19 protein-coding genes are annotated in these 17,164 nt (G+C 66.0%); 2 read left to right on the top strand and 17 right to left on the bottom strand.

The window, feature by feature from the left end; genetic code table 11:
- Positions 1–86: 86 nt before the first annotated feature.
- From AADH62_RS01655 to prmC, 14 genes are all read right to left on the bottom strand, one after another.
- Positions 87–758, bottom strand: a complete 672-nt coding sequence (locus tag AADH62_RS01655) for a large exoprotein (protein ID WP_341577982.1) — start codon at positions 756–758, stop codon at positions 87–89.
- Positions 759–833: 75 nt separating this feature from the next.
- Positions 834–1,619, bottom strand: coding sequence for a peroxide stress protein YaaA (locus tag AADH62_RS01650; RefSeq protein WP_341577981.1), 786 nt, complete (start codon positions 1,617–1,619; stop codon positions 834–836).
- Between the two features lie 129 nt (positions 1,620–1,748).
- Positions 1,749–2,009, bottom strand: a complete 261-nt coding sequence (locus AADH62_RS01645) for a F0F1 ATP synthase subunit epsilon (RefSeq protein ID WP_341577980.1) — start codon at positions 2,007–2,009, stop codon at positions 1,749–1,751.
- Positions 2,010–2,011: 2 nt separating this feature from the next.
- Positions 2,012–3,460, bottom strand: coding sequence for a F0F1 ATP synthase subunit beta (atpD, locus tag AADH62_RS01640; RefSeq protein WP_292711935.1), 1,449 nt, complete (start codon positions 3,458–3,460; stop codon positions 2,012–2,014).
- Between the two features lie 23 nt (positions 3,461–3,483).
- Positions 3,484–4,380 carry a F0F1 ATP synthase subunit gamma gene (locus AADH62_RS01635; RefSeq protein ID WP_341577979.1) on the bottom strand — a complete coding sequence of 299 codons (897 nt, stop codon included), beginning with the start codon at positions 4,378–4,380 and terminating at the stop codon, positions 3,484–3,486.
- A gap of 22 nt (positions 4,381–4,402) precedes the next feature.
- Positions 4,403–6,040: a F0F1 ATP synthase subunit alpha gene (gene atpA / locus AADH62_RS01630; protein ID WP_341577978.1), complete on the bottom strand. Its 1,638-nt coding sequence runs from the start codon at positions 6,038–6,040 to the stop codon at positions 4,403–4,405.
- Positions 6,041–6,112: 72 nt separating this feature from the next.
- A complete protein-coding gene (locus tag AADH62_RS01625) occupies positions 6,113–6,901 on the bottom strand; it encodes a F0F1 ATP synthase subunit delta (protein ID WP_341577977.1) in 789 nt (262 codons plus the stop codon).
- Entirely contained in the window at positions 6,901–7,455 is a 555-nt protein-coding gene (locus AADH62_RS01620; RefSeq protein ID WP_341577976.1) for a F0F1 ATP synthase subunit B, read from the bottom strand. The genes AADH62_RS01625 and AADH62_RS01620 overlap by 1 nt, the downstream gene beginning before the upstream one ends.
- Before the next feature lie 29 nt (positions 7,456–7,484).
- A complete protein-coding gene (gene atpE / locus AADH62_RS01615) occupies positions 7,485–7,718 on the bottom strand; it encodes an ATP synthase F0 subunit C (protein ID WP_292711925.1) in 234 nt (77 codons plus the stop codon).
- A gap of 43 nt (positions 7,719–7,761) precedes the next feature.
- Positions 7,762–8,553: a F0F1 ATP synthase subunit A gene (gene atpB / locus AADH62_RS01610; protein WP_292711923.1), complete on the bottom strand. Its 792-nt coding sequence runs from the start codon at positions 8,551–8,553 to the stop codon at positions 7,762–7,764.
- A gap of 166 nt (positions 8,554–8,719) precedes the next feature.
- Positions 8,720–9,187 carry a hypothetical protein gene (locus AADH62_RS01605; protein WP_341577975.1) on the bottom strand — a complete coding sequence of 156 codons (468 nt, stop codon included), beginning with the start codon at positions 9,185–9,187 and terminating at the stop codon, positions 8,720–8,722.
- A complete protein-coding gene (locus tag AADH62_RS01600; RefSeq protein WP_341577974.1) occupies positions 9,184–10,341 on the bottom strand; it encodes an MraY family glycosyltransferase in 1,158 nt (385 codons plus the stop codon). Before AADH62_RS01600 ends, AADH62_RS01605 begins: the two co-directional genes overlap by 4 nt.
- The gene (locus AADH62_RS01595; RefSeq protein ID WP_292728380.1) at positions 10,338–11,045 is read right to left on the bottom strand and encodes an L-threonylcarbamoyladenylate synthase; all 708 of its coding nucleotides are present in this window, start codon (positions 11,043–11,045) and stop codon (positions 10,338–10,340) included. The genes AADH62_RS01600 and AADH62_RS01595 overlap by 4 nt, the downstream gene beginning before the upstream one ends.
- A gap of 86 nt (positions 11,046–11,131) precedes the next feature.
- Positions 11,132–12,028 (bottom strand): peptide chain release factor N(5)-glutamine methyltransferase, encoded by an 897-nt coding sequence (gene prmC / locus AADH62_RS01590; protein WP_341577973.1) that lies wholly within the window; start codon positions 12,026–12,028, stop codon positions 11,132–11,134.
- A gap of 111 nt (positions 12,029–12,139) precedes the next feature.
- On the opposite strand from prmC, the gene cysK reads away from it, so the two are divergent.
- Together cysK and epsC are read left to right on the top strand one after the other, a co-directional pair.
- Positions 12,140–13,078: a cysteine synthase A gene (cysK, locus tag AADH62_RS01585; RefSeq protein WP_341577972.1), complete on the top strand. Its 939-nt coding sequence runs from the start codon at positions 12,140–12,142 to the stop codon at positions 13,076–13,078.
- 2 nt (positions 13,079–13,080) lie between these two features.
- Entirely contained in the window at positions 13,081–13,659 is a 579-nt protein-coding gene (gene epsC, locus AADH62_RS01580) for a serine O-acetyltransferase EpsC (protein WP_341577971.1), read from the top strand.
- A gap of 28 nt (positions 13,660–13,687) precedes the next feature.
- Here epsC and AADH62_RS01575 read toward each other — a convergent pair whose 3' ends face one another.
- The 3 genes from AADH62_RS01575 to AADH62_RS01565 are packed head-to-tail and all read right to left on the bottom strand — an operon-like array spanning position 13,688 to position 17,153.
- A complete protein-coding gene (locus AADH62_RS01575) occupies positions 13,688–15,298 on the bottom strand; it encodes an ABC transporter ATP-binding protein (RefSeq protein ID WP_341577970.1) in 1,611 nt (536 codons plus the stop codon).
- Complete coding sequence (locus AADH62_RS01570; RefSeq protein WP_292728388.1) at positions 15,295–16,188, bottom strand: ABC transporter permease; 894 nt, start codon at positions 16,186–16,188, stop codon at positions 15,295–15,297. Before AADH62_RS01570 ends, AADH62_RS01575 begins: the two co-directional genes overlap by 4 nt.
- Entirely contained in the window at positions 16,185–17,153 is a 969-nt protein-coding gene (locus AADH62_RS01565) for an ABC transporter permease (protein WP_292728390.1), read from the bottom strand. The genes AADH62_RS01570 and AADH62_RS01565 overlap by 4 nt, the downstream gene beginning before the upstream one ends.
- Between the last annotated feature and the right edge of the window lie 11 nt (positions 17,154–17,164).

The raw sequence follows: 17,164 nt of genomic DNA, 5'->3' as shown, positions 1-17,164 counted from the left end.
TGCGCCGTCAGCGAACGCGAAGAACGCGGCCGCCGAACGCGTGAGAGGCCCCCACCGTGCGGTGGGGGCCTCTGGGTCAAGCCGGATTACGCCTTGGGCTCTTCCGGAGCCGCGGGCGGCTCGGGGCTTGCCGGCGGCTGCGCAGCGGGAGGAGCGTATCCCGTCGGCGGCGCCGGCGGTGCTGCATAGCCGGGAGCCGGGCTGGTCGCAGGGTTGGCCGGGTAGCCACCGGCAGGAACCTGCGAGGGGATGCCCTCCCAGTTCGTGCGGTCAGCCAGGAAACCGTTGCCTGCCCACGGGGCGGCGGGGATCGCCGTGTTCCAGCGCGACTTGTCAAAGGCGGCGATACCGAGCCACACGATCGAAAGGAAGAAGTAGAGGATGAGCCAGACGGCTTCCTTCTGCAGCTTCAGCCCCACGCGCCAAGCCGCCATCAGCGTCAGGATGAAGGTCGCCAGCATGATGATCTGGCCGATGACCGGGATCCAGCCGAGAAGAATCGACGCTCCGATGGCGTAGAGAAGCAGCCACGGGCTGAGGTCGCCGAGCTTCAGGAAGATCATGCCGTTGTAGATCGGCACCCACGCGCGCCATTTGCCCTGCACACCGGCCTTGTCGAACACCCGCATCAGGAAGAACGACGTGAGGACATACCCGGCAGCAGCGAAGATGATCCAGAAGAAGACGAGGAAGATCAGCAAGCCGATCCCCCCACCATCGTTGTAATAGACGACTGACGCGCCTACCTGTTCGAACATGAACGTTCCTCCCGAACGGTCAGGACCCGCACCTCGAGCTGGTGCGAGACGGGGCACTCGCCCGTTGCGTTCATGCTAGCGATCCTTGGGCGCCGCTGTCAGCAGATTCTCAGCATGAGGCACGATGAGCGTGACGACGTCGTCGACGCGGTGCGTCTCGAGTCCGGCGTCACTGGCCCACTCCACGAATTGCGCCGCATCCGACAGCGCGGCACCGGATTCCGCAAGAGCGCGGGTGAGTCGGCCCTTCGCATTCTTGTTGAAGTGATTGAGAGCCCGTGTCTCCCCGTTCGGGTCCCGCGTCAGGACTCGCACGTAGGCGCTCCGCTCGACGGGCGCAGCCCCGAGCGCAACGTATGCCTCGGACCTGAGATCGAGCACGAAACCGCGGGCGTGACGGTCGAGCGCTGCCCCGACGGACCCGGCCCAGAGGCTCCGCTGCGAGGTGAGGCCGGGAAGCCGGATGCCGGCGCCCAGCCGGTAGGACGGGATGAGGTCCAGAGCACCGACCGGGCCGAAGGGCGCGGAATGGATCATGACATGCTCGTCGAGCCACTGCCGCGCAGAGCCGTCCAGACTCGCGGCATCCAGAGCGTCGAACAGCACCCCCGTGTACCGGTCGATCGCTGGCATTGTCGGCGACGTACGCAGCGTCCGATTCACCTCGATCTCACCGCGCTGCTTCGGCCCGAGCTTCAAGACCTTGGTCGCGGCATCCGGATCCTCACTCAGCCGCACCAATGCATCGATGACCGATTCGCGGATCGGCGTGAGTTCAGAAAGTGCCAGGCGGGATGCATCCCACGGCGCACCGTCGCCGCGTGGTCGCTTCGTCTCCGACGGCGGCAGCAGAATCAGCACGGCGTCACCTCTCCGAGAAAGGCGAAATCGCCGAGGGAGGACGGATGACGATGCATTCGTCCTACCTCGGCGATTCTTCCTACCTCCGTGCGACGCGGCCGAGGCCGAGCGCTGGGGCGGATGCTGGTGTTAGGCGACGAGAGCGGCGTTGCCGGCGACGATCGTGACGACATCGCTCTCGATCGAGAGGAAGCCGTCCTGAGCGTTCGCGACGACCTTGCTGCCGTCATCCTTGGTGATGCGCACCTGGCCCTCGGCGAGGATCGCGAGCACCGGCTCGTGACCGGTCATGAAGCCGATCTCACCCTCGACGGTCTTGGCAACGACGAGGGATGCCTCCCCCGACCACACTTCGGCGTCGGCGGAGACGAGGCTGACGTGCAGCGGCATGATCAGCCGTTCTCCTTCTGGATCTGCGCCCAGCGCTCTTCGACGTCTGAGATGCCACCGACGTTGAAGAACGCCTGCTCGGCCACGTGGTCGAAGTCACCCTTGACGATCGCGTCGAACGACTCGATCGTCTCCTTGATCGGGACCGTGGAGCCCTCGACGCCGGTGAACTTCTTGGCCATGTAGGTGTTCTGCGAGAGGAACTGCTGGATGCGGCGCGCACGCGACACGACGACCTTGTCCTCTTCGGAGAGCTCGTCGACACCGAGGATCGCGATGATCTCCTGCAGTTCCTGGTTCTTCTGCAGGATCTGCTTCACGGCGGTCGCCACACGGTAGTGGTCTTCACCGACGTAACGCGGGTCAAGGATGCGGCTGGTCGAGGTCAACGGGTCGACCGCAGGGTACAGACCGCGCGAGGCGATCGCACGCGAAAGCTCGGTGGTCGCATCCAGATGGGCGAAGGTGGTGGCCGGCGCCGGGTCGGTGTAGTCATCGGCGGGCACGTAGATCGCCTGCAGCGAGGTGATCGAGTGACCACGCGTCGAGGTGATGCGCTCCTGGAGCACACCCATCTCGTCGGCGAGGTTCGGCTGGTAACCCACGGCGGAGGGCATGCGGCCGAGCAGCGTCGAGACCTCGGAACCGGCCTGCGTGAAGCGGAAGATGTTGTCGATGAACAGCAGCACGTCCTGCTTCTGCACGTCGCGGAAGTACTCGGCCATCGTCAGGGCCGACAGCGCGACGCGAAGACGGGTCCCCGGCGGCTCGTCCATCTGGCCGAACACGAGGGCGGTCTTGTCGAAGACTCCGGCATCTTCCATCTCGTGGATGAGGTCGTTGCCCTCACGGGTGCGCTCGCCGACACCGGCGAACACCGACACACCACCGTGGTCCTGAGCGACGCGCTGGATCATCTCCTGGATGAGGACGGTCTTGCCAACGCCTGCACCACCGAAGAGGCCGATCTTTCCACCCTGCACGTAAGGGGTCAGCAGGTCGATGACCTTGATGCCGGTCTCGAACATCGTCGTCTTGGACTCAAGCTGGTCGAAGGCCGGAGCCTTGCGGTGGATGCCCCACCGCTCGGTGATCTCGATCTTCTCGCCGGGCTCGGCGTTGAGGACCTCGCCGGTGACGTTGAACACGTGGCCCTTGGTCACGTCGCCCACGGGCACCGAGATCGGGCCGCCCGTGTCACGGACTTCCTGACCACGAACGACACCGTCGGTGGGCTTGAGCGCGATGGCGCGGATGAGGTCGTCACCCAGGTGCTGCGCGACCTCGAGGGTCAGTTCGCTGGACTCACCGTCGATCGTGATCGTGGTGGTCAGCGCGTTGTAGATGTCGGGGATCGAGTCATGCGGAAACTCGATGTCGACGACGGGGCCGGTGACGCGCGCGACGCGGCCGACGACCGCCGTCTTCTCGGCGGTTGCGGTGGGAGTCATGGTCATTCTCTTTCGTGTCAGGTCTACTTGCCCGACGCCAGAGCGTCGGCGCCGCCGACGATCTCGGCGATCTGCTGCGTGATCTCGGCCTGTCGCGCGTTGTTGCGCAGGCGGGTGTAGTCGGTGATGAGCTTGTCGGCGTTGTCGCTCGCGGACTTCATCGCCTTCTGCGTCGCGGCGTGCTTTGCGGCAGACGACTGCAGGAGTGCGTTGAAGACGCGGCTCTGGACGTACACCGGCAGCAGCTGGTTGAGCACCGTTTCGGCATCCGGCTCGAACTCGTACAACGGGTACACCTCAGCGGATGCCGACTCCTCGGCCTCGACGACCTCGAGCGGCAGCAGGCGGACCTGCTCCGGGCTCTGGGTCATCATGCTCACGAAGCGGTTGTAGACGAGGTGGATCTCATCGACACCGCCCTCGTTGCCGCCACGGTCGTACGCATCCAGCAGAGCTGCCGCGATCTCTTCCGCGGTGTGGAAGTGCGGCGTGTCGGTGTCGCCCGTCCACTGCCCGGCGCTTGCCATCTTGCGGAACTGGAAGTACCCGACAGCCTTGCGCCCGACGAGGTAGAACACCGGTTCCTTGCCCTGCTCACGCAGCAGCTGCGCGAGCTCGAGACCCTCACGGAGGATCTGCGAGTTGAACGCGCCGGCAAGTCCACGGTCGGAGGCGAAGATCACCACGGCCGAGCGCCGAATGACCTCACGCTCCGTCGTGAGCGGGTGATCAACGTTCGAGTGCGTGGCAACCGCCGACACCGCGCGGGTCACCGCGCGAGCAAACGGAGCTGACGCCCGCACGCGACCCATCGCCTTCTGAATGCGCGAAGCCGCGATGAGTTCCATCGCCTTCGTGATCTTCTTGGTCGTCTGGGCAGAAGAGATCTTCTGCTTGTAGACCCGGAGTTGTGCGCCCATGGTTTATCGCCCTCGCGCAGCCTTAGTGGCGGCCCTTGACGATCTTCTCCTGGTTGACGTCTTCAGCCTGTGCAGCGTCGACCTCTTCGTGGCCGGGCTTGGAGATCGCCTGACCCTTGCCAGAGCGGAACTCCAGCACAAAGTCATCGACGACCTTCTCGAGCTCGGCGACGGTGTCGTCATCCAGCACGTTGGTCTCGCGAAGACGGTCGAGGATCGTCGTGTTGCGGCGCAGGAAGTCCAGCAGCTCACGCTCGAACGGCAGCACGTCTTCGACCTCGATCGTGTCGAGCTTGCCGTTGGTGCCGGCCCAGATCGAGACGACCTGCTCCTCCACGGGATACGGCGAGTACTGCGGCTGCTTGAGCAGCTCGGTCAGGCGAGCACCGCGGGCGAGCTGGCGACGGGATGCCGCATCCAGGTCGCTCGCGAACATCGCGAAAGCCTCCAGCGAACGGTACTGGGCAAGCTCGAGCTTGAGGGTTCCCGAGACCTTCTTGATGGACTTCACCTGCGCGTCACCACCGACACGCGAAACCGAGATACCCACGTCGACCGCGGGACGCTGGTTGGCGTTGAAGAGGTCGGACTGCAGGAAGATCTGGCCGTCGGTGATCGAGATCACGTTGGTCGGGATGTACGCCGAGACGTCGTTGGCCTTGGTCTCGATGATGGGAAGACCCGTCATCGACCCTGCACCCAGCTCGTCGGAGAGCTTCGCGCAACGCTCAAGCAGACGCGAGTGCAGGTAGAAGACGTCGCCGGGGTACGCCTCACGGCCCGGCGGGCGGCGCAGCAGCAGCGACACGGCACGGTAGGCCTCGGCCTGCTTGGAGAGGTCGTCGAAGATGATCAGGACGTGCTTGCCGCCGTACATCCAGTGCTGACCGATGGCCGAGCCGGTGTAGGGGGCGAGGTACTTGAAGCCTGCGGGGTCGGATGCAGGAGCGGCGACGATTGTCGTGTACTCCATGGCGCCGGCGTCCTCGAGCGCACCCTTCACGGATGCGATCGTGGAACCCTTCTGACCGATGGCGACGTAGATGCAGCGGACCTGCTTGGTCGGGTCACCCGAAGCCCAGTTGTCCTTCTGGTTGATGATCGTGTCGATCGCAATCGCCGTCTTGCCGGTCTGGCGGTCGCCGATGATGAGCTGGCGCTGACCGCGGCCGACGGGGATCATCGCGTCGATAGCCTTGATGCCGGTCTGCATGGGCTCGTGCACGCTCTTACGCTGCATCACGCCCGGGGCCTGGAGCTCGAGAGCACGGCGGCCTTCCGTCGCGACCTCGCCGAGACCGTCGATCGGGTTGCCGAGCGGGTCGACAACGCGACCGAGGTAGCCGTCGCCAACGGGAACCGAGAGCACCTCGCCCGTGCGCGTGACCTGCTGACCTGCCTCAACGCCGGCGAAGTCGCCGAGGACGACGACACCGATCTCGTGCTCGTCGAGGTTCAGGGCCAAGCCCGCGGTGCCGTCAGCGAAGGTCACCAGCTCGTTGGCCATGACGCCGGGGAGACCCTCGACATGGGCGATGCCGTCGGCGGCGTCGATGACGGTGCCGACCTCGTTGGCCGCTGCCCCGGAGGGCTCGTAGGCCGCGACGAAGTCTTTCAGCGCGTCACGGATGACGTCGGGGCTGATGGAGAGTTCTGCCATGGTCTTCCTTCGTTAAGGTCCTTCTCGGGTTCCGTGCGTCGGGCCCGAAGTCTGCGCCTGTCGGCGGTGTCGTTAACCGGCCAGTCGCTGACGGAGGTCTGCGAGCCGGGAGGAAACGCTCATGTCGATGACGTCATCGGCGATCTGCACACGCAGGCCACCGACCATCGTCGGATCGATCACGGTGTTCAGAGAGATCGTGGTGCCGTAGCGGCGGCCGAGCAGCTCGGTCAGGCGGCTCGCCTGTTCCGCGCTGAGTGGGGCCGCTGCAGTGACCGTAGCGACGGCGCGGCCGCGTTCGTTGGCGACGATGCGGATCGCGCGCGACAACAGCTGTCGTACGCGGCGTTCGCGCGGCTGCTGCACGAGCGAGGATGCGACGAGCACCGTCGCCTCGCTCGCGCGTCCGGTCAGGAGCTTCGCAACCAGGTCGCCCTTCGCTGCAGCATCACCGAGCCGGCTTCCGAGCGCCAGCTCGAGCTCCGGGTTCGCCGCGACCGTGCGGGAGAACTCGAACAGCTCGGACTCGACGTCAGCATCCGACGCGATCGTGGCGGCGCGAACAGCGAGCTCTTCGATGCCATCGATGAGATCGGACGCCGACGACCACCGCTGCTGGACGGCGTTGGTGAGCAAGCCGACGGTCGCCGGCTCCATCGACGGGCCGAACACATCGGTGATCACCTTTGCGCGAGCCGCGGGGGCTGCTGCCGAGTCGGCCAGTGCACCGCTGAGCTGCGAGGTCTGGCCGAGCTCGCGCGCGGCCACGAACAGCTCGCGGGCGACGGTCAGGTCGACGCCACGTGCCGCAGCCAGCGCCGCGGTCGTTTCCGCGAGCGCCTGATTCGTCGCGCTACCCATTACTTCGCCGCCGTCTCGGATGCCTCGAGGTCGGCAAGGAACCGGTCGACCACGGCCTTGGCCTTGGCGTCGTCCGAGAGGGTCTCACCGATCACACCGCCGGCGAGGTCGAGGGCCAGTGTCCCCACTTCGCTCCGCAGCGAGACGAACGCGGTCTGGCGCTCGGCGTCGATCTGTGCGTGCGCGGCAGCCGTCAGGCGCGCAGCCTCGGCAGACGCGTTCTCCTTGGCTTCGGCGACGATCTTCTTGCCGTCCTCGCGGGCGGCGTCGCGGATCTCACCGGCCTCGCGGCGGGCGTCAGCCAGCTGCGCGGTGTACTCCTCAAGGGCGGCCTCGGCCTTGCGCTGGGCCTCATCGGCCTTCGCGATGTTGCCTTCGATCGCCGCCGAGCGCTCGTCGAGCAGCTTCTTCATCCGCGGCAGGGCATAAAGCCAGAACAGCACCAGGATGACGATGAAGCACACCGACGACCAGATGATGTCGTACCACGCCGGGATGAGGGGGTTATGCGCAGCCCCCTCTTCGGCGGCGTACGTGACAAGAGCCGTGAGCATCCTGTCTCCTTAAGGCTGGGTGAGTCGGATCAGACGAAGATGAAGTAAGTGGCGATGCCGATGAACGCCAGCGCCTCGGTGAAGGCGATACCGATCCACATCAGCACCTGCAGGCGACCGGCCAGCTCAGGCTGCCGGGCAACGCCCTCAATCGTCTTGCCGACGACGATGCCCACGCCGATAGCCGGGCCGATGGCGGCGAGGCCGTAGCCCATCGTCGCGACGTTGCCGGAGACCTGGGCGAGAACCGTAGTTGCGTCCACGGATTTTTCCTTTCGGTTGAGGGCGGCTTTCGAGCCGACCCGCTTAGTGCTCTTCCGCCACCGCGAGCTGGATGTAGACCGCGGTGAGGAGGGCGAAGACATAGGCCTGGAGGACTGCCACCAGGATTTCAAAGAGAGTGAAGACGAAGCCGAACGCGAGGCTGCCGGCTGCCAGAGCCGACCACCAGCCGCCGAGATCGAAGAGGAAGAACTGCGTCGCTGCGAAGAAGAGGACGAGCAGCAGGTGACCGACCATCATGTTCATGAGCAGTCGGAGGGTCAGCGTCACGGGACGGATGATGAAGGTCGAAATCAGCTCGATCGGCGTGACGATGATGTAGATCGGCCACGGAACGCCCGAGGGGAACAGCGAGTTCTTGAAGAAGTTCTTCGGGCTCTTGCGGATACCGGCGTAGATGAAGGTGACGTAGCTGATGATCGCGAGGACCAAGGGCACGGCGATGACGCTCGTGCCGGCGATGTTCATGAACGGGATGATTCCCGTGATGTTCATGAACAGGATCATGAAGAACATCGTCGTGAGGATCGGCAGGAACCGCTGGCCGTCCTTCTTGCCCAGGAGGTCTTCGGCGATGTTCACGCGGACGAAGTCCAGGCCCATCTCGACCAGGCTCTGGAAGCGGCCCGGAACGACCCGCATGCGGCGAGTGCCCAGCCAGAAGATCAGGACGATCGCGATCGTCGCAGCGAACTGGATGAGGGTGATCCGCGTAACCGCGAGCGCCTCGATCCCGAACAGATGGAAGATCGGCTCCGGGAAGAACTCATCGACGGATGGTCCGTGGAATCCCCCGCCATCTTCGGCAGTGGACACGATAAGGCTCGCAGCTTGAGTAAACAGCGCTGGCTCCAGCTTCGGGGCACCGGGGATAAGCCGTTGCGACGATGGGCGATGAGTTAGGCGATCCCGGCAGCGCTCGTCAGGCGAACGGGCGGGCGCAAGACCACATTAGCAAACCCGGAGGGCTCCCGGCGCCGCGTCACTCCCTTACGGAGGTGTCGTCCGGGTCTGTCGTGGGCAGCTTGGTGTCGCTGGCGTACGGCAACCGCATCCGGGTCAGCACGATGACATCGACGGCGAGCGATGCCAGAATCCCCGCCACGATGGCAAGGAAGAACACCAACTCGTTGACCCAGGGCTGGTCCCGAACGACGAACAGCACGACCAGGAACACGATGAACTTCAGCAGCCAGCCACCCAGCACGATGCCGAAGAAGATCGGAACGTACAGGTCAGTGCCGAACCACCGGTTGGCGATCAGGATGCTGACGCTGGTGATCCCGAGGAAGACAGCAGCCAGCAGCACACCGAGCAGTGCGCTCCACAGCCCTGACTCGGCGGCGACGAGGTAACCCACGACGGCACCGACCACGGCGAGTGCGCCGGTCACGATCGCCGACCAGATCACTGTCGTACGCAGGATCGGGGTGCTGGACACGGTGCTCACGATGCCTCCTGGGCGGTGGTGACGGGGGCGGGGCGAGGCCCCGGGGGCATGAGGGTGACGACGAGGCAGGCGATCGCGCCGATGACACCGAACCCGACGCCCAAGAGGTACTCCCCCGGCCAGTCGGATGCGGTTCCGATGTACATCAGCAGCATGGCCAGGCCGATGATCGCGGTCCAGGCATAGAAGATCAGGACGGCGGTGCGATCACTGTGACCCATGTCGAGCATCCGGTGGTGCAGATGCTTGCGGTCGGGTGAGAACGGCGATTTCCCGGCGCCGACACGCCGGATGATCGCCAGCCCGAAATCCAGCAGCGGCAGCAGCACGATCGTGATCGGCAGCAGGATCGGGATGAACGCACCGAGCAGCTGCGACCGACCGAAGTTGTCGGGATCGAGTTGCGACGGGGTGATCTGCCCGGTGATCGCGATCGCCGACACTGCCATCAGCAGGCCCAGCATAAGTGCTCCGCTGTCTCCCATGAAGAGCTTGGCCGGCGTCCAGTTCAGCGGAAGGAACCCGATACACGCCCCGATGAGGGCTGCCGCGATGAAGGATGCCAGGTTGAAGTACGTGGTCGCCCCGGCGTCGCGGACGAGCAGGTACGAGTAGGCGAAGAAGACGCCGTTGGCGATGAGGGCGACCCCCGCGACGAGCCCGTCAAGACCGTCGATGAAATTGACGGCGTTCATGACAACGACAATCGCGAGCACCGTCAGCACGAAGCTCATCCAGCTCGAGCCGACAGTCAGCCCGCCGATCGGGAGTGACAGGATCTGCAGCTTGCCGAACCACGCGATGATCCCGGCGGCAGCGAACTGCGCGCCGAGTTTGATCATCCAGTCGAGGTCCCAGATGTCGTCGGCCACGCCGACGAGGACGATGAGCGTCGTTGCGCCGAGGATCGCCCACACCGCAGCGGGGTCTGCCCAGAAGATCGAGAAGAACGGATGCTGCGACGACGCCAGAAACGCCGCGACGATGCCGAGATACATGGCGACGCCACCCAGGCGCGGCGTGGGAGTCTTGTGGACGTCCCGCTCGCGGATGCCGGGGTAGAGCTTGTAGCGCATGCTCAACTGCCACACCGCCCACGCCAACACGAGTGTGATGGTCGCGGTCAGGATGACGACGAAGAGGTACTGCTTCACGCGGATCCGGCGTCGTCGGCATCCGTCTCGACCGGTGCGGCGGGGTCCTCGAGCAGATCGCCGATCACCTCGCGGATCTCATCGGCGCTCACGGCGCCGATCCGAAGGATTCGCGCGGTTCCCGGCTCGCGTCGCGCGAGTCCCGTGGCGTCGAGGATCGTCGAGGGGACTCCCGTGGCGACGGGGCCCGAATCCAGGTATACGTCGATCCGGTCACCGAGCATCTGGTGTGCGCTCAGCACGTCGACGGCAGCCGCCTCGCCGGTCAGATTCGCACTAGAGACCGCGAGCGGACCGGTCTCTTCGATGAGCTCGAGAGCGATGCGGTGATCGGGCATCCGAACCGCAACGGTGCCGCGGGTCTCCCCCAGGTCCCAGGTCAACGAAGGCTGAGCGGGCAGCACGATCGTGAGCCCTCCCGGCCAGAACTTCTCGATGAGTCGCTCCACCGGCTCTGGCAGGTCGGCAACGAGTGCGCGCACCATGGCGGTTCCCGCAACGAGCACGGGCGGTGGCGATTCTCGGGTGCGGCCCTTGGCGTCCAGCAGCCGCTGCACAGCGGCAGCATTGAAGGCGTCGGCGGCCACGCCGTAGACGGTGTCGGTGGGGATGACGACGAGGGCGCCCCTGCCGATCGCTTGGCGCGCCTGTCTCATGCCGGGCAAGAGCTGGGCGTCGTCGCGGCAGTCGAAGATGTCGGACATGGCTTGCTCAGTCTACGGAAGCGGCGGGCGATTCCGGGAAGCGCGGACGCTGGGGAAGCGCGGGGCGCGGCGGGAAGCGCGGGCGGTTACGGATGCAGCGCGGTGGTGACTCGGTCGCGGCGCGTGAGATCCATGTGGGTGGCGGGCGCGCGCCAGCCGTCGGCGCTCAGCAGCTCGCGGATCTCAGCGCCCTGGCTCTCGCCGTGCTCGATCGCGACGATTCCGCCCGGGTGAGCAAGGCGAAGCGCCGTCGCACTGACCTGCCGGACGATGCCCAAGCCATCTGGTCCCCCATAGAGGGCGGTCGGCGGATCGAACCACCGCACTTCGGGATCGCGGGGCACCGCGGCATCCGGCACGTACGGCGGGTTACTCACGACCACTGACGCCATCCCGTCGAGGTCGGGAAAGGCGCGCGCGAGATCGATGAAGGCGAGGGTGGCGTTCTCGGCACCGACGTCGGCGAAGTTCTCCTTGGCCCAGACGAAGGCATCGACGGCGTTCTCGGCGGCGAAGACTCGGGAGTGCGGAGCCTCCGTCGCAAGCGCGAGGGCTATGGCCCCCGAGCCGGTGCCGAGGTCGACGGCGATCGGTGACGGTGACGCCGCCGCGAGCAGCGCATCCAGCGCGATCTGCACGAGGGTCTCGGTCTCCGGACGCGGCACGAACACTCCCGGCCCGACCCGCAGCTCGAGATGGCGGAACGGGGCAGTTCCGGTGATGTGCTGCAGCGGCTCCCGGCTCGCACGCCGCGCCACCAGGCCGTGGAAGTGCGCGTCGGATGCCGCATCCAGCGTGTCGCCGCGAAGGGCCGCTGCCTGCAACTCACCGCGACCTACGCGCAGAACGTGCGCCAGCAGCAACTCGGCATCCACGCGAGCATCGCCGATGCCAGCTGCGGTCAGAGCGTCGGTCGCGGCGGACAGGGCACCGGCGATCGTCTCGGTGGGGCGGATGTCATCGGGGGCACTGTGGGCAGGCATAGGCGCCCCAAGCATAGAACCCCGGGACGTTCTTCGTCACAATCGGGCCCCCGCCGGTGAGGCTCGCCTAAGCTGAATGGCTGTCACCCACGTCGCCCGAAAGGCCCCGCAATGACCGGTATCCACAACGACATCACGAGCGCGTTCGGCAACACCCCCCTCGTCCGGTTGAACCGGGTCGCCGAGGGTGTGGAGGGAACCGTGCTGGCCAAGCTCGAGTTCTACAACCCCGCCTCCAGCGTCAAGGACCGCCTCGGCATCGCAATCGTGGATGCTGCGGAAGCATCCGGCGAGCTCCCCCCGGGCGGCACGATCGTCGAGGCAACCAGCGGTAACACCGGTATCGCACTGGCCATGGTCGGTGCGGCACGCGGCTACAAGGTCATCCTCGCTATGCCCTCCTCGATGTCGACCGAGCGCAAGCTTCTGCTCAAGGGCTACGGAGCCGAGCTCGTGCTGACCGACCCGGCCCTGGGTATGAAGGGTGCGGTCGCGAAGGCCGAGGAGATCGCCGCCGAGACCCCCGGCGCGGTCTTGGCCAAGCAGTTCGCTAACGAGGCAAACCCCGCCATTCACCGCAAGACCACCGCTGAAGAGATCTTGCGCGACACCGACGGCAAGGTCGACTATTTCGTTGCCGGTATCGGCACGGGCGGCACAATCACAGGCGTCGGCCAGGTCCTCAAGGAGCGCGTGCCCGGCGTGAAGGTCGTCGCCGTCGAGCCCAAGGACTCCCCGCTGCTGACCGAGGGTCGCCCCGGTCCCCACAAGATCCAGGGCATCGGCCCGAACTTCATCCCCGAGATCCTCGATCAGGGCGTCATCGACGAGGTCATCGACGTCGAGTTCGACGACGCGATCACCACCGCCCGCGCCGTGGGCACGAAGGATGGCATCCTCGTCGGCATCTCCAGCGGTGCCGCCGTGTGGGCTGCCGTGCAGGTCGCGGCGCGGCCGGAGGCGGCGGGCAAGAACATCGTGGTGGTCATCCCCTCCAACGGCGAGCGCTACCTCTCGACGCCGCTGTTCGAGCACCTGCGCGAGGACTGAGCGTGGGGGTGCTCCACGTCGTCGGCCGCGTCCGTGAGGACATCGCAGCGGCCAAGCTCCGAGACCCTGCGGCCCGCAGCGGTCTCGAGATCGCCGTGCTCTATTCCGGCCTGCATGCGATCTGGGCACACCGCGTCAACCACTGGCTGTGGACTCACAACGCACGCTTCCTCGCGCGGGCAGGATCGCAGCTGACCCGCTGGCTCACCGATATCGAGATCCATCCCGGAGCGCAGATCGGTCGGCGCTTTTTCATCGACCACGGCATGGGTGTCGTGATCGGCGAGACCGTCGAGATCGGCGATGACGTTCTGCTCTACCATCAGGTGACCCTGGGCGGACGCCAGCGTGAGGGCGGCAAGCGTCACCCCACGATCGGTAACGAGGTGGCAGTCGGTGCCGGGGCGAAGATCCTGGGCCCGATCACGATCGGCGACCGATCGGTCGTGGGGGCCAACGCCGTGGTCACCCGCGATGCGCCAGCCGACAGCGTCCTCACCGGCATCCCGGCGAAAGCGCGCCGGCGCAAGGACGGCATGGACACCCGCGCCATCCTGACCATGCCCGACTACCAGATCTGAGGGCGCCGATAGCGCGGCACGGCGCTGATCAGGCGCGGGCGGCGCGCGGTCGTTCGGGTGGTACCGCCGCCAACAGTTCGCGGGTGTACTCCTCGCGAGGGTCGGCGAAGAGGGATGCCGCGGGACCCGCCTCCTGGACCCTGCCCTCGCGCAGCACGACAACGTCGTGACTCATCTCCTGAACAATCGCCAGGTCGTGGGCGATGAACAGGTAGGTCAGTCCGAGATCTCTTTGCAGCGCACGGAGCATCTCCAAGACACGCGCCTGCACCGACACATCCAGCGACGCTGTCGCCTCATCGAGAATGATCATCTCGGGTTCAAGCGCGAGGGCACGGGCGATCGATACCCGCTGGCGTTGCCCGCCGGAGAGCTCGTGCGGGTAGCGGAAGCGGAACGCCGGGTCAAGATCCACCAGCTCCAACAACTCGCAGACCCGGCGCTCGCGATCGCGCGTGCCGCGTCCCGCCAAGCGATGCACGCGGAGCGGCTCCGCGATGGCATCAGCTACCGATCGTCGCGGGTCCAGCGACGCGAACGGATCCTGGAACACCATCGCGATCCGCCGACGGTCCTGCCGCCGAGTAGCCAGAACGTCGCGTCCCGAGAGTGTGGCGGACCCGGCATCCGGTGATACCAAGCCGGTCAAGGCCTTCGCGATCGTGGACTTTCCCGACCCCGACTCCCCCACGAGGGCAAGTGTCGTTGCCCGGTGCACAGTGAAGCTGACGTCGTCCACCGCGTGGATCTCGCGTTTGCCGACCGGTGTCGGGATGGTGAACCGCACATCCAGGTCCGTTACTTCCAGCAAAGCAGGAGCGTCAGGGGCGGGCACGGGTCCCTTCCCCGCGGTGACACGCGGCCTGGCACGAAGGAGCTCGACCGTGTACGGATCGGAGGGACGGTCATACACCTCGAGCACCGACCGGTGTTCGAGCGCTTGCCCCTCACGCATCACGATCACATCGTCGGCAACCTGCCCGATCACGCCGAGATCGTGGCTGATCCAGACCACCGCAGTTCCCCGTTCCTGCTGCAGTGCGCTCACCAGATCGATGATCTGCGCTTGCGTCGTCACGTCCAACGCAGTGGTGGGTTCGTCGGCGATCAGCAGAGCGGGATCGCACGCGATCGCGATGGCGATCATGGCGCGCTGACATTGCCCGCCCGACAACTGATGGGCGTAGGCATCCACCCGCTCCTCCGGGTGAGGCAGCCCGACAGCGTCGAGGAGCTCGATCGCGCGGGCACGCGCGCGACGGCGTGTCAGGCCGCGGTGAGCCTCGAGCGACTCGGCGATCTGATGGCCGATCGTGAGATAGGGATTGAGCGAACTAGACGGGTCTTGGAAGACGAACCCGATGGCGTCACCGTGCACCCGACGCAGATCTCGGGCCGACGCGGTCACCAGGTCCACTTGCTCCCCCGCCCGGGAAAGCACGCTCGATCCGCTCACCCGCCTGCCCGGCACATCGATCAGACCCGTCGCCGCGAGAACCGTCATCGACTTTCCTGATCCGGACTCACCGACGATGCCCACGGTCTGCTCACGTGCGACGTCGAAACTCACACCCCGTACGATGGTCGCGGCGCCAACCGATACGCGCAGGTCCTGCACACGCAGAATGGGTTCGCTCATCGGGATCTCCTCGCTTCGATCCGCGTGCGCTGCCGAGGATCGAGGACGTCGCGAAGCCCGTCACCGAACAGGTTGAACGCGAGTGCCGTGATGAAGATGGCAGCTCCCGGGAAGACGCTCATCCACCAGGCCTGGCCGAGGAAGCCCTGCGCGGTGAAGAGCATCCCACCCCAGGACGGTGATGGCGGCTGCACCCCGAGGCCGAGGAACGACAGCGCTGCCTCTGACAGAATCGCAAATGCCAACGACAGAGATGTCTGGACGACCAGGGGCCCCGCGATGTTGGGCAGCACATGCCGCGCGACGATGACGGGCCCGGGGGTGCCCATTGTCTGCGATACCTGAACGAAGGGCGAGGTGCGCACAGCGAGCGTGCTGGCGCGGGCCACGCGGGCAAAGATCGGCGTGTAGACGATGCCGATCGCAAGCGTCGTGGTCAAGACCCCCGGCTGGAAAATCGCGACGATCGCCAGCGCGAGAAGGAGGACCGGAAACGCGAACATGACATCGACGATCCGCATGAGCACCAGGTCTACCCATCCGCCGCGGTAACCGCCGGTGACGCCGACCAGGACGCCCACCACGACGGCGAACGCGACAGCCGCTACCGCAATGGACAGAGAGGTGCCGGTCGCGATGATGACACGGCTGAAGACGTCTCGGCCCAGTTCGTCGGTGCCGAACCAGTGGGCTGCGCTCGGCGGCTGCAGCTGGCTGGCAACGTCGATGTCGTTAATGCCATACGGCGCGATCCACGGGCCTGCCACGGCCACAATCGCGACGATCGCGAGGATGACCGCACTGATGACCGTAAGCGGGTTGGACGCGAGTAGGCGCCACGCTGACAGGCGGGCGGATGCAGCCGAGACGGGGGCGACAGGAGCACTCATGAGACGCGGATCCGGGGGTCGACCACGGCATACAGGATGTCGACGAGAAGGTTGACGAGGATGAACATCACGGCGATCAACAGGATGGCGCCCTGGATCAATGGGTAATCCCGGGCGGCTACGGCATCGTAGACGAGGCGGCCAAGACCCGGCCACGCGAAGACAACCTCCACGACGACGACCCCACCGAGGATGGTGGCAAGTTGAATTCCCGCGATCGTGAGCACGGGAACCAGGGCTCCGCGGACGATATGTCCGAACGTGATCGTTCGCGGAGCCAACCCCTTGCTCACCGCAGTGCGCACATAGCCTGAGGATGCGATCTCGAGGACGGCGGCGCGAATGTAGCGGGTCATGATGGCACCGGCAACCAGGCCGACCGTCAGACCCGGGAGCGCGACGTGACGCAGCCAGTCCAGCGGGTCTTCTGTCAGCGGGGTGTACCCGCTCGCCGGCAGAAGGCCGAGCGTGACTGAGAACACGGAGATGAGGATCATGCCGAGCCAAAAGTCTGGGATCGATACGCCGAACTGGCTCGACGTGCGAACGATGATGTCGCTGACCCGCCCTTCCCGTAGCGCCGACCAGATACCGGCGGGGACGGCGATCACGAGCGCGACAACAACGCCGAACAACGCGAGGGATACGGTGGCCGGCAGCCGCGACATCAGCGTCGCGGTCACGGGTTCGCCGTTACGGAAGCTGACCCCGAGATTGCCGGTAATCGCGTTCAGGAGATAGGTGCCGAACTGTTCGTACAGTGGGCGGTCGAGCCCGGATGCCGCTCGCAGAGCTTCGTAGGCTTCGGGTGTGTAGCGGGTGCCCAGTGCCAAACGCACCGGGTCGCCGGGCACCAGGTGGACGAGCGTGAAGACAACCACCAGAACGCCCAGCAAGACGACCGCGGACGAGAGGAGGCGCGTGGCGACGAACCGCGTTACACGGCGGGGCTGCACACTCGTCATCTCGGCCTCCT

This window comes from Microbacterium schleiferi (genome assembly GCF_038150145.1).
In the GTDB taxonomy this organism is placed as follows: Bacteria; Actinomycetota; Actinomycetes; order Actinomycetales; family Microbacteriaceae; genus Microbacterium; species Microbacterium schleiferi_B.
This window is presented reverse-complemented; position numbering and strand designations above follow the sequence as displayed.